At 30.0% G+C, this 13,711-nt stretch carries 7 protein-coding genes; 4 read left to right on the top strand and 3 right to left on the bottom strand.

Annotated features, from left to right (window positions below; all coding sequences use genetic code 11):
- The first annotated feature begins 168 nt into the window (after positions 1-168).
- Together QYS47_RS06525 and QYS47_RS06520 are read left to right on the top strand one after the other, a co-directional pair.
- Positions 169-948 (top strand): response regulator, encoded by a 780-nt coding sequence (locus QYS47_RS06525; RefSeq protein ID WP_322348106.1) that lies wholly within the window; start codon positions 169-171, stop codon positions 946-948.
- A gap of 27 nt (positions 949-975) precedes the next feature.
- Entirely contained in the window at positions 976-3,354 is a 2,379-nt protein-coding gene (locus QYS47_RS06520) for a PAS domain-containing sensor histidine kinase (protein WP_322348105.1), read from the top strand.
- On the opposite strand, the gene QYS47_RS06515 is transcribed toward QYS47_RS06520, so the two are convergent.
- The 3 genes from QYS47_RS06515 to QYS47_RS06505 all read right to left on the bottom strand — a co-directional run bounded on the left by QYS47_RS06515 (position 3,339) and on the right by QYS47_RS06505 (position 10,460).
- Positions 3,339-6,197, bottom strand: a complete 2,859-nt coding sequence (locus QYS47_RS06515; protein WP_322348104.1) for a PAS domain-containing protein — start codon at positions 6,195-6,197, stop codon at positions 3,339-3,341. The genes QYS47_RS06520 and QYS47_RS06515 overlap by 16 nt on opposite strands.
- A gap of 67 nt (positions 6,198-6,264) precedes the next feature.
- Complete coding sequence (locus QYS47_RS06510; RefSeq protein WP_322348103.1) at positions 6,265-9,816, bottom strand: PAS domain-containing protein; 3,552 nt, start codon at positions 9,814-9,816, stop codon at positions 6,265-6,267.
- 14 nt (positions 9,817-9,830) lie between these two features.
- The gene (locus tag QYS47_RS06505; RefSeq protein ID WP_302127183.1) at positions 9,831-10,460 is read right to left on the bottom strand and encodes a response regulator transcription factor; all 630 of its coding nucleotides are present in this window, start codon (positions 10,458-10,460) and stop codon (positions 9,831-9,833) included.
- A 268-nt stretch (positions 10,461-10,728) separates the two neighbouring features.
- Between QYS47_RS06505 and QYS47_RS06500 the strand changes: the two genes are divergently transcribed.
- Together QYS47_RS06500 and QYS47_RS06495 are read left to right on the top strand one after the other, a co-directional pair.
- Positions 10,729-12,627 (top strand): S9 family peptidase, encoded by a 1,899-nt coding sequence (locus QYS47_RS06500; RefSeq protein ID WP_322348102.1) that lies wholly within the window; start codon positions 10,729-10,731, stop codon positions 12,625-12,627.
- A gap of 23 nt (positions 12,628-12,650) precedes the next feature.
- Positions 12,651-13,697: a proline iminopeptidase-family hydrolase gene (locus QYS47_RS06495; RefSeq protein WP_302127185.1), complete on the top strand. Its 1,047-nt coding sequence runs from the start codon at positions 12,651-12,653 to the stop codon at positions 13,695-13,697.
- Positions 13,698-13,711: the final 14 nt, after the last annotated feature.

Below are 13,711 nucleotides of genomic sequence, written 5' to 3'. Positions count from 1 at the left end.
CCAAAAAACACCCGCAAATGACTCCGTATTTTTACTGAGAAAGTTCTATAGTTTATTCTGACTTTGTAAAACGTATAAATAAAACTCCTATCATTGTTATTAGAATATGGAATCTATATGAAGGAAAAGTTTAATTTAAAGAAACTGTGTGAGGGTTTGACCCAAAAATTGGCAAAAAATTCCAGTAAAAAAAACATCATTAAACTTGCAATAGATGATAGAATTCAAAACGATTTTTATGGCAATCAGCAAGCTTGTGAAAAACTAATAAAATCTGGCTCCAATATTTTTGCGGAAAAACTGATTAATGGGATAATCAGAATTAATGTTTCTAAGTATACTGAAACTGGAAAAGAAACCACAATAAAAGTTAAGATCTTTGGAGAAGATAACATTCAAGATCAGGAAAGCATATCAAATTCAAGCTTAAGCTACTCAAATCAATTCTTATCAATCAAAAAAGAATTTGAAGATATCAGTTATATAACAATAACTAACGAAGGAGCAACCCTGATTTTTTATATAGAATTAGAAAAATCACCTAAAAAAAAATCAAATAATCAGCCTCAAAATTTAACAGGTAAAAAAGTTCTTATAGCAGAAGATAATGAAATAAATGCTATCGTTTTTTCAAGTTTTCTTGAAGAATGGGGATGCCAATGCAATTTCGCCATTAACGGGCTTGAAGCTCTTCAAATGGCTCAAGAAGGTGATTATGATTTCATCTTAATGGATATACACATGCCCGTATTAAATGGAATTCAAGCTACCGAAAAAATACGAGAGTTTAACAAAACTGTTCCTGTGATTGCATTAACTGCTTCAGACTTAGAACAGGATTATAACGGTGCACAGTTAGCTGGTATATCAGATTATTTGGTAAAACCGATAAGTAGTCAATTATTAAAAACTGTGATTTTAAGATGTATGTCAATTTCGGAAAAGTAAATTTTATGCATCTACTAATTAGAATATATGGTTAAATTATACTACTCCTTTCTTCTATATATAACACAATACATAAGTGAAGCCACAAGTTTTTTTTTACTCTTATTAGTTATTATTCTTTTTCTCCTTTATAATAATAAAAAAGAAAGATTAAAACTTGCCAATGAAAAATTGAATTCAAAACGCATAGAAGGTCAACTAGAGGCCTTGATGAAAAACCTACCTTATCATATATTAAGTATTGATTTAAGAGGAAAGGTAACATATGCTAATAAGCCTATGCTAAATAAGAAAAAAAATGAAATAATTGGCGAAAATATTTCCGAATTATTTGGAAATCAGTTTCTTCAAAAATATTTATATTATGTTAGAAATATTAACCAGATTACTCCTACTGAGGAAAAAACCTATGAGTATAACGGTGGGTTTTATACATGGAGATTGCTTCCTGTAAATTGGGCTGGAGAAGGAGAAGTTTTATTATTAGCACGAAATATTAATCGAAGGGTAACTCTTGAAAAAGCTCTAATAGAAAGCAATCTCAATTTTGAAGGATTTGTTCAAGCATTACCAGGAGTAGCCTATAGAAAAGAATTGACTAAAGGTAAAAATGAGAATTATACATTTATAAGTCATAGAGTTCTTGAACTAACAGGCTATTCAGAAGAAGATTTTTCAACCCATAAAGTTAACTGGAATACTTTAATTGATAAAGCGGATATAGACAGAGTAAAAACACTTGCGGCATCAATATCCCCTACAAAACCAGGGTTTTCGATAGAATACAAAATCAGAACTAGGAATGGAGGTGAAAAATGGCTATTAAATCAAGCCCATACTACCTTTTCAAACAATAAACCCATAAGAAGGGAAGGTGTGATTTTAGACATTACACATCAAAAAGAAAGTGAGAATGAAATACTTAAATTACATAAAGAACTTAAAGAATTAAAATTTGCCATCGACAATACCTCATTAGTAACTATTACAGACAAAACTGGAAGAATAAAATATGTAAATGATAAATTTATAGAGATTAGTGGTTATAGTAGAGAAGAGTCTATAGGGGAAAAACATAATTTGGTAAATGCATCTTATCATCCCCGAGAGTTTTGGGCTGATTTGTGGTGTACTATTAGCTCTGGTAAGGTATGGAGTGGAGAAATAAAAAACAGAGCAAAAAATGGAACTTATTATTGGGTACACACTTTTATTGTTCCTATTAAAGATGCTAACAATAAAATAAAAGAGTATTTGTCGATTAGAAATGATATAACTGACAAAAAAAATCAGGAAGAGGAAAACAAATTATTGTCGTTAGTAGCAAAAGAAACCTCCAATTATGTGATGATTACTGATTCAAAAGGCAAAATAGAATGGGTAAACCAAGCTTTTGAAAGAGGAACTGGTTATAAGTTAGAAGAAATCCAAAATAAAAAGCCCGGAGATTTTCTTCAAGGCGAAAAAACATCTGAAAAAACAATTCAAAAGATCCGAAATGGATTAAGAGAAGAGAAGAACTTCACTGCTGAGGTCCTAAACTACACAAAAGATAAAAAGCCTTATTGGGTAAGCATAAATTTTCAACCCATTTTTGATGAGAAGGGAAAGTTAATCAAGTACTTTTCTTTAATGAGGAATATCACTCTTCATAAAGAGTTAGTACAGAAACTAGAGACTGCAGTTAAAAAAGCTGAAAAATCAGATCAACTTAAAACAACCTTTTTAGCTAATATCTCTCATGAGGTTCGTACACCAATGAATGCGATTATTGGATTTTCTGAATTAATGAGTATGAAAACAGTTTCAGAAGAAAAAGTAAAATACTACTCTAACATTATAAATACTAGAAGTAAAGATCTATTATCTATATTTAATGATATGTTAGATACCTCAAAATTGGTATCTGGTCAGGCTCAACTTAATATTAGCACGGGATCAGTTGAAAATCTACTTAAAAACATTTTCACACTGCATAATAATTCTCATAAAAAACTGATCTCAAATCAAATAAAATTCAGTTTAAATATAGATGAAAACATATTTGGCCTGTCTGTAGATACGGATTTCATTAAGTTGAATCAAGTTATTGAGAACCTGATTACTAATGCTATTAAATTTACAGATAAAGGATCAATAGAATATGGTTGTAGAAAAACTAATGATGATCAACTCCTTTTTTATGTTTCTGATACGGGCATAGGAATAGATCAAAATCTAAACCCCTCTATTTTTGAGGCTTTTAGGCAAGTAGAAGATACACATATAAAACATGGGGGCTCTGGTCTTGGATTAGCAATTTGTAAAGGATATGTTAACCTAATGGGAGGTGAGATATGGTTTGAATCAAAAGATGTTGGAACCAACTTTTATTTTAGAATTCCTATTAATTATGCTTCTTCGTAAGGAAGAAACTTCTTTAAAACTGAAAATAATTCTTCTTCAATTACTGGTTTATTTAATGTAGCTGAAAATAATCCACCAAATGTCTCATCTTTGGTTAATGAAGCTGTAAATGCGATTAATGGAATATCCTTACCAATAGAAGTCGATTTTATTCTTTCAGCTGTTTCTGAACCTGAAAGGCCTGGCATCCTAAGATCAATTAAAACAATATCTGGTTTCATACTTTGCAATAATGGTAAGCTATCTATTCCATTATTACAGCTTTTCACGCTTACATTATGATCTTTTAAATAAGCTTTAATAAGTTCATTGTTAATCTCCACATCATCTATGACCAATATTTCACCTGATTTAAAAACTAATTGCTGATCTGAATTGGAATCAAATTGTAGAGCATCCTTTTCATAATAATACTCCTTAATAGGCATTTCAATTTTAAATATGCTCCCTTCACCTAATTTACTTTCAACCTCAATATTTCCGTTCATTAAGTCTAATAGCTTTTTAGTAATTGTTAAACCTAGTCCTGTCCCCCCAAATTCCTTTGAAATCATATCAGTCCCTTGATGAAAAGATTCAAATATTTTACTTAAACTATTTTCAGAAATTCCAATTCCAGTATCTGAAATATTAAAATATAAAACACCTTCATTTTGAATTAGTAGATTTTCATTAAAGCTAATTATTACATTAACATTCCCATTTTTTGTGAATTTCAAGGCATTCCCTATTAAATTAACAAGTATTTGCTGTAGTCTAATAGGATCAATATATATGAAATCAGGAATATTATTCTCAATTTGAAATTCTAATTTCACATTATTTTCTTTAGCTAATTCTGAAAACATCTGTTCAATTTTAAACAACATTTGCTTCAGCTCTAACATTTCAGAGTTTAAACTTAAATTTCCTGATTCAATTTTTGAGATATCTAAAAGATCATTTATCAAATTTAAAAGTGATTTACCACTATTTAGAATTATAGCTAATTGCTTTTTGTCTGAAGCATTAGTTGATCTATTAAATAATATTTCCGAAAATCCTAAAATAGCATTTAAAGGAGTTCTTATTTCATGGCTCATGCTTGCCAAAAACTCAGATTTAGCATTATTTGCTTTATCTGCTTTCAATTTTTCCTTTATCAAATTTAACTCTAATTGATATCGAGATAATGCATCAGAAACGATATTTGATATTACTTTTAAGTCATTAATATCCTCTAGATTCCAATAAAATTTTTTAGTATGACTTGCTAGCCCTATAACGCCTGCAGGTTTATTATTAATATCAAATTTTAAAAATAAGATTGATTTAATTCCCTGTAATTGCCATTCAGTTTTTTCCTTTATTGCTGATTCTGGTAAATCATCAACATCCAAAATGGTGAATACTTCCTTTTTCAATATTAAACTTGAAAACCAGGGAAAATCATTTAGACTTCTTTTTTGTACTCTATGCTGGAAATCAGCAACCCCCTCTATTCTTTGATCGAAGGTATTTGAAATAGTTCCTTCTTGATTATTTATTTGAAAAATAAAGCTTCTATCCGCTGAAAAATAATCAATACATTTTTTAAGAGTATCATTCATTAATTCAGATATCTCTCGAAGATTACTTTTTACAAAATTACTGGAAATGATAGCAACTAATTCTCGAAATTTATTCTGCTTTAGTATCTTTATAGAATCTCTTTTTCTTTTCGTTATATCCTGAATTGAACCAAAAAGTCTTTTTACTTTTCCTTGTACAAATTCAGGCTGAGCTGTAATTCTTACCCATTTCTCTAATCCTTTAGCCGTTACAATTTCTAATTCAGTATCGAAAGGTAAACCATTAATAATAGCATCATCAAATAATGATTTCGCTTTTAAATAACTGTTATCCTTCTTAAAGAATGAATAAACATTTTCTATTGTTATTTGAAAATTCAGAGCTACCTCATGAATATTTTTTGTAATACTAGACCAATAGATTTTATTAGTTTCATAGTTTATTTCCCAACTACCTATTTGTGCTACTTCATTAGTTTTATCTAAAATTTCTTTAGTTCTTAAGAATTCTATTTCGGATTCTTTTTTATCCGTTATATTCATAATGAACCCATCAATAATATATTTATCATTATATTTTTCATGAGTAAATTTCCCTCTTTCATATAACCAAACTATCTCATTATTTTTATTAAAAATCCTATACTCAATTTCCCAATAATTATTATTTGAGATAGATAATTCAATAATATCAAAAACCTTGTCTCGGTCTTGAGGATGTATCAAATCTTGAAATGAAATATTTTGATTCAAAAATTCATCATTACTAAATCCAGTGATTTCTTGAATACTTTCACTTAAAAAAAAAAAAGTTCTCCTATTATCAAATAACGCTTGATAGAATGTACCAGGAATATTGTGCATTAAAGATTTATAATCCTTCTTAGGATAATCAAAAGGATTAGTATCCTGGCCTGTAAGTTCAATATTTATTCTAACTCCTTGAATAATTAAAGGCTGTCCATTTATACCAAATTCAGTTACTTTACCTTTATCCAGCACCCAATTATAATCTCCATTTGAATGTTTGATTTTATAGGTAATATTGAATTTTGATTTGAAGCCACTTACTACTTTATTAAGTTCATCAATTACATTAAATAGTTGGTCTGGATGGATATAACTATGCCATGATTCTAAATTAAGCTGATTAATTTTATCTCCGCCAAATCCAATAGTGGATAACCAATTTTCATCTACCTCAAAATAGCCTTCCTCTATGTGAAATGTCCAAGTGGCTGCATCTATAATGTTCATTACATTATTACTAGAAAGATTCGAGATATTTTTCATTTAGATTTCATAAAATCATCAGATGAACCAATATATCTAATAAGATTATTATAAAACATCAAACAATTTAAATTTTATCTGTTTTAATTTCATTTTTCAATGAATCAATTAAATCTAATATATTTTTAACGATTTTATCTCTTAATATCGAAATTTCATTTTTTTGGAATAGATTTTCTTTAAAATCATTTAGTAAATTTAATAAATTAAAGCACGAAATATTTTTGAGAATAGGTTTTACACGATGGATTTCTTCACTTACTAATTCTAGATTGTAACTATCATTTAATATAACTTCAAAAATCCGTGTTAAATCTTGAACCAAAAGCTCTCTGATTTTATTAAGTTTTTCTTCATTATTTTTAAATGCATTTCTATAATAATCTAAATTATAAGATACTTTACCACTCGAAGCTGTTTTTTTTGCAGAACTGATGATTTTTTCTATCAAATGATCAAATTGAAAAGGTTTATGTATACAACCTTGCAATCCTGCACTTTCAATTTTACCAAGTAATTCTTTAGAAGAAGGTTCTGCTGTAAAAGCTAAAATTGGAGTATCTTTGTTTAAACCATTATTTTGATTTCTAATAATATTTGTTAAATCAAAACCACTAATTTCTGGTAATTGTAAATCCATCAAAATAAGATGAAATCTTTCTTTAGCAGTAATATCAAGAGCTTCATTACTATCTGCGGCTATATAGCATTCAGCACCATAATCAATTAAAAACTCTTCTATTAACATCTGGTTAGAAGGAACATCTTCAACATATAACACCTTATAGTCACCTAATACTTTATCATGTTGTTTATCATTACTTGTGTTTTGAATATTATGGTCTTGAGCTATTTGAAAAGGCAAATTAATGTAAAATACTGTACCCGTGTTTAGTTTACTTTTAAGACTAATATCCCCACCTAATAATTCAACAAGACCCTTAACGATCGATAGTCCTAAACCTGTACCTCCGTATTTTCTAGATATATGTTTTTCTGATTGTTGAAAAGGAGAGAAAAGAAACTTCAGCTGCTCCTCTGCTATTCCTATACCCGTGTCTCTAAATTCAAATTGAATATTGACTCTATTATCATAAAAATCATCAAGTTCACTTTTAACTTTTAATACAACCGATCCTTTCTCTGTGAATTTAATTGCATTGTGCATTAAATTATTCAAAATTTGATAAAGACGATTCACATCGCCATTTAACCATATAGAGGTAACATATTTTTCATTTATATTGAGTTCAATACCCTTTTCAAGTGCTTGCTCATTAAAAGATGCTTTTAACTGTGCTAAAACCTCTGATAAATTAAAAGTGGCTTCATCTAACACAACTTTCCGATTTTGTATTTTATTGAAGTCTAAAATATCATTTACCAAGTGCATTAAGTTATCACTTGATTTATTCAAGGTCTCTATTAAGTTTTTTTGGTCTTCCCTAGGTGATCTTTTTTGCAATAATTTTGAGAGCCCGATTACTGAATTCAATGGAGTTCTTATTTCATGGCTCATAACAGAGAGAAATTCCTCCTTAGCTGCAGCTGCTTCTTCAATTGCATTTTTAGAATTAAGTAAATCATTTTCTTTTTGTTTCTGCAAGGTAATATCTGAACTAAAAGAATAAAATCTATCAATATTTCCATTTGCATTGATTAGAGGTATTACTGTTTTTAATAACCAAAATTCATCTCCATTCTTATCTAGATTACAAATTTCACCCCTCCAAATAATTTTATTGTTTAATTTCTCCCATATCTGATCAAAAAAACTTTTATCATGTATTCCCGAGTTAAATAAACTCTTATATTTAATACAATGTGGTTTTCCTAAAATCTCATTTCTCTGGTATTTTGATAAGTTTAAAAACTGTTCATTTACAGAAATTATATTTCCATTTTTATCCGATTCAACTATTATAGCCGTTTGATTTAAAGCATCATTTTTTATAGATAACTCTTTATTTATATAGTTAAGATGTTCCGTTTGTGCTTCTAATTGTTCTAAAGCGGCTTCTAAATCATTGTTTAATGATTTATATTTCTCATTTGCATCTTTAAGTAGGGTGTTTGATTCAGCGAGTTTTTCCTCATATTCAACTTGAGATGTAATGTCTTTAGTTAAACCACGAATAGTAAAATTCCCTTTACTATCTATAAGGGACTTCAAGTTAGTTTCACACCAAATAAGTTTGCCAGATTTCGTTTTTAAACGCTTTTTTATTGAAAGTTGATTTTCAATTTCAGTAGATAATTTTTTAAATTCTTTTTCAAACTCAATTCTATCACCTTTTAATAAAAGTTCGGAAAACTTGGTGCTTAAAACTTCTCTTTCTGTAAAACCTAATAAGAATTCCAAAGCTGGTGAAGTATATTTAAATTCTCCTAATGAATTTAATAAAAAAATCCACTCTTGGCCGGATTCTGCAAGTAATTGATATTGTTCATCTTTAAATTCTAATTCTGATTTTAATTTGTGAGATTCAGTTATATCCTCAACCGTACCATACATTTCAACAGGATCCCCGTTACTATTTCTTAAAACATTACCTTTTTCCCGTACCCATTTCCTATCACCTGATTGGGTAATGATTGAATGTTCAATTTCATAACTTTCATTATCTTCTAAACATTTAGTAATAGCATCAATAACCACTTGCTTTTCATCAGTAGGAATAGTGCGTAAAAATCTATTGAAATCAGGTTGAAAAGTATTTTTATCTAACTCAAATATATTATAAACATTATCTGACCATGAAACTTCATTTGTTGAAATATTCCACATCCAAGTCCCCATATTACTAAACCTCTGGGCAATTCGAAACATTTCAGATAATTCACTATCCTTTTGTTCTATTGATACCATAGCACTTATATCCTGATTGATACCCGAAAGCCTTTGTAAGCGACCATCTTTGAAATGAGCATCTACTGTTGCTCGAATATACTTGATGGTATTAGAGGGGGTTATGATTCTGAAATTAAAATAACGATTAGGTTTTTCACCTTGTCCAGACCTTTGAAACAATTCATAAAATTGATGCCGATCATCGGCATGTACACGCTGTATGAAATCTTCGAATTCATAGGTTTTATCCGAGAAATTTAGTTCATAAAGATCATACATCCCTTCAGACCATTCAGCGACATTATTTACAACATCTAATGACCAGCTGCCTAAGTCAGCTAATTTTTCCGTTATACGCCACTTATGATTAATAAGCTTAAGCTGTTGTGCAATATTTTTGGTATTGATTTCATTTTCACCTATTACGATGCCATAATCAAACTCCTCGTTATCATAAACCAAATACACAGCAAAATTAATATGATAGGCATCATTAGATTTCTGCTTTGAGACAACAAAAGACCCTAAGTTATGATAAGTTTGTTTTTGCTGAAGCAAATCTGAAATTAATTGCTCCAGATCACAGGGAATTATCTTATATAACTGTTTTATACTTCTATTTTTAATACTTGAAGGGGAAAAGCCTGTAATCTTAATGAAGGATGAATTAAAGAGCTTAGTTGCCAAGTCCTTATCAAATACTAGCCAAATATTTTGACTATTTTTAGACAGTACTTCAAGCAGTTTAAAATCGTTATTGGCCATCATTAATCTGGATACTCTTAAAAATTTATCTTTTGCTCCACAATTTTCTTAATTAATTCGGTTGTGTTTTTAAGACCAAACTTATTTAATATATTGGCTCTGTGAGTTTCAATGGTTCTAGGGCTTACATCTAATTTATCAGCAATTTCTTTACTAGAATAACCATCTTGAAGAAATTGAATCACTTGCTTTTCTTTATTGGTAAGATAAAGCATCCCTTTCTGTGGTCTATTATACATACTATTTATTAGAAGTGAGGAAATTTCCAAAGAATAAAACTTTTCTCCTTTTACAACTTTTTTTATTCCTTTTATAAGCTCTTCTGGTTCAGCATCTTTATGAATATAACCATCAGCCCCTGCATCTAACGCATTAACTAAATAAAATTCTTCTTTATGAGAACTAAGAATGATAACCTTTAATTTAGGATTTACATTTTTAATGTACTTTACAACCTCAAGTCCACTTTCTTTAGGTAATGATATATCTACTAAAATAACATGACTTGATAATGATGGGATTAATGGTCTTAATGAGTCAAAATTTTGATGTTCACTTTCAACTTCAAAACTAGATTCATTTTTTAAAATAGCGATTACTCCTATTCTAAATAAAGTATGGTCATCAAGAATTATTATTTTATGCATAGTGTAAATAAAAGTATTATAGCGATAAAATTAAAAAATATAGAGTAATCGTAAAGTACGACAAATCAAAAACAAATCCTAAAAACGAAGTTCAAACATCTATTATATATCATGAATTTGTTTCAAACATGATTTAAATCATATTAATTTATCAATTTCTACTTCTTTAAAATACTATTATAAATACATTAATAACTTAAAGGATTTTCCAATCAATATTAATTCATCAAATTAATGACTAAATTGAAATACACTAAACCAACTGAATATGAAAGGACTACATTTTTTAAGTACGTTGCTTATAGCTTTATGCTTAGTAAGCTGCGAAAAAAAGCAACAAGCTGAAGATGAAAACGCATCATCTGAAATTGAAAAATACTCAATTGAAGAATTTTATAACAACATCAGTTATAGAGGTGGATACTTTTCTCATGATGAATCAAAATTATTGATTTCAAGTAATGCAACCGGTATTTACAATCTCTATGCGCTGCATACGGATGGATCAGGGATGGATACTTTATCCCAAAACATTGAAGAATCATGGTATGCCAATTCATACTTTCCAAATGACGATAGAATTCTTTTCTCAGCCGATAGAGGTGGAAATGAGATCAATCATATCTATTTATTAGACACGAATGGTGAAGTAACCGACTTAACTCCAACAGAAAACGAAAAGGCTTCATTTATGGGTTGGAGTAAAGACTTAAAACGCTTCAAATATACTTCTAATAAAAGAGATCCTAACTTTTTTGATATCTATGAAATGGATATTGAAAATTTCGACAGCAAAATGATATTTGAAAATAATGCTGGTGGATATCCATCTGTAATTTCTGATGATAATAATTTTGTGGCAATTGAAAAGCCTATCACTACCTCAATAAATGAATTAATGGTTGTGGAAGTTAGCAGTGGGAATAAGGTTATGGTGTCTCCGGTAAATCCAACAGCAAGTTATGGAGCACAAGAATTTAGCAAGGATAATCAATATTTATATTTCACAACAAATGATGAAAGTGAGTTTACCTATTTAAGCAAATTTAACATGACCGATAAATCTTATGAAAAGGTATATGAAGCTGATTGGGATATCTGGTATGCTAATTTTTCATGGAATGAAACCTACCAAGTAATGGGAATTAATGCGGATGCGCAAACAAAGGTTAGAATCACAAAAAATGGTGAAAAGGTAAGCCTGCCTGAAATTAAAGGTGGGGATATAAATGGAGTAGATATTTCCAGAAGTGAAAATAAAATGAGATTATCCGTTGGCAGTTCAAAAATGCCTACTAACATATATGTATATGATTTTAAGACACAATCGCTTCAAAAATTAACTGAATCTTTAAATCCTAACATGAATTCAGAAGATTTAGTAGCTGGAGATGTGGTCCGCTATCCTTCATTTGATGATCTTCAAATACCTGCTATTTTATATAAACCTCATCAAGCTACAGCAGAGAATAAAACGCCTGTTTTAGTACTAGTTCATGGGGGGCCTGGTGGGCAAACAAGATTAAATTATAGTCCTTTAGTTCAATACTTAGTGAATCATGGATATGGTGTAATTGGAGTAAATAACAGAGGAAGTAGTGGCTATGGAAAATCATTTAATCGAATGGATGATCAGAAACATGGTGAAGATGATTTGATGGACTGTATATATGCTAAAGATTATTTAGCAACCCTAGACTGGGCAGATACGAGCCGAGTAGGAATAATTGGTGGTTCATATGGGGGATATATGGTTATGGCTGCATTAGCCTTCCAACCAGAAGCTTTTGATGTTGGAGTCAATATTTTTGGTGTTACGAACTGGTTACGAACTTTAAAATCAATCCCAAGTTGGTGGGAAGCTCAAAGAACAGCCTTGTATGAAGAATTAGGTGATCCGTTTAGTGAAGATTCAGTACGGCTTAGAAGAATTTCACCTTTATTTCATGCGGGTAATATTACTAAGCCTGTAATGGTATTACAAGGAAGTAATGACCCTAGAGTTTTGCAGGTTGAGTCTGATGAAATGGTTGAAAATGTAAAAGCTAATGGAGTACCCGTAGAATATGTACTTTTTCCAGATGAGGGGCATGGATTTAGAAAGAAAGAAAATGAAATTAAAGGCTATGGAAAAATTAAGGATTTCCTTGATCAATATTTGAAATAAAGTTTAACTCAAATCATATCAAAATGAAAAATTTAATCTTAAGCCTTTTCATTATTGGTTTATTGATAAGCTGCAATCAAAAACCTTCTGAAAATGCTCAAAAAGTAAAATCTAATGATTATTTAGACTACTCTGAAAAGGATGATAAACTTTCTGGAGGGGTGAAAATGATTCCAGTTCAAACACCAGCAGGTGAATTCAATGTATGGACTAAGCGTGTTGGTAATAACCCTAAAATGAAAGTATTGCTTTTGCATGGCGGACCTGGCGCTACTCATGAATATTTTGAATGTGCAGATTCCTATCTTCCAAATGCTGAAATTGAATATTATTACTATGATCAACTAGAATCTTTTTACAGCGACAAACCCTCTGATAGTAGTTTATGGTCAGTTGATAGATTTGTGGATGAAGTAGAGCAAGTAAGAAAAGCTTTAGGCTTAAATAAAGATAACTTTTATTTATTAGGCCATTCTTGGGGTGGAATATTAGGAATCGAATATGCTTTAAAATATCAGGATAATTTGAAAGGTCTTATTATTTCAAATATGATGTCTTCCATTCCCGATTATATTAAATATGCTGATGAAGTACTAGGCCCACAGTTAGATTCTGAAGTATTGGCTGAGATTAAACAATTAGAAGCCGACAATGAGTTTACCAGTGAGCGATATGCTGAATTAACTTTTACTCATTTCTATCCAGAACATGTTTTAAGAATGCCGCTTGAGGAATGGCCTGACCCAGTCAATAGAGCTTTTGCTAATATAAATGGTGATATGTATATCACTATGCAAGGCCCTAGTGAATTTGGAGTAGTAGGTGACGCTAAATTGAAGAACTGGGATAGAAGCGAGGACTTATCAAAAATTACTGTTCCCACTCTAACAATTGGTGGTGCTTATGATACCATGGATCCAAAACATAAAGAATGGATGGCAAATGAAGTTCAAAATGGAAGGTATTTACACTGTCCTGAAGGTTCTCACTTTGCGATGTATGATGATCAGGAAACCTATTTTAATGGACTGATTAAGTTTATAAAAGACGTGGACTCTGGAAATATGTAAATAAAAAATCTCCT

The organism is Marivirga arenosa, from assembly GCF_030503875.2.
Classification (GTDB): domain Bacteria; phylum Bacteroidota; class Bacteroidia; order Cytophagales; family Cyclobacteriaceae; genus Marivirga; species Marivirga arenosa.
This window is presented reverse-complemented; position numbering and strand designations above follow the sequence as displayed.

Bases quoted from the DNA above. Each gene is read 5' to 3' on its own strand.
- QYS47_RS06515 (WP_322348104.1), bottom strand. From the start codon at position 6,197: ATGAAAAATATCTCGAATCTTTCTAGTAATAATGTAATGAACATTATA.
- QYS47_RS06500 (WP_322348102.1), top strand. From the start codon at position 10,729: ATGAAAGGACTACATTTTTTAAGTACGTTGCTTATAGCTTTATGCTTA.
- QYS47_RS06505 (WP_302127183.1), bottom strand. From the start codon at position 10,460: ATGCATAAAATAATAATTCTTGATGACCATACTTTATTTAGAATAGGA.
- QYS47_RS06495 (WP_302127185.1), top strand. From the start codon at position 12,651: ATGAAAAATTTAATCTTAAGCCTTTTCATTATTGGTTTATTGATAAGC.
- QYS47_RS06520 (WP_322348105.1), top strand. From the start codon at position 976: ATGGTTAAATTATACTACTCCTTTCTTCTATATATAACACAATACATA.
- QYS47_RS06510 (WP_322348103.1), bottom strand. From the start codon at position 9,816: ATGATGGCCAATAACGATTTTAAACTGCTTGAAGTACTGTCTAAAAAT.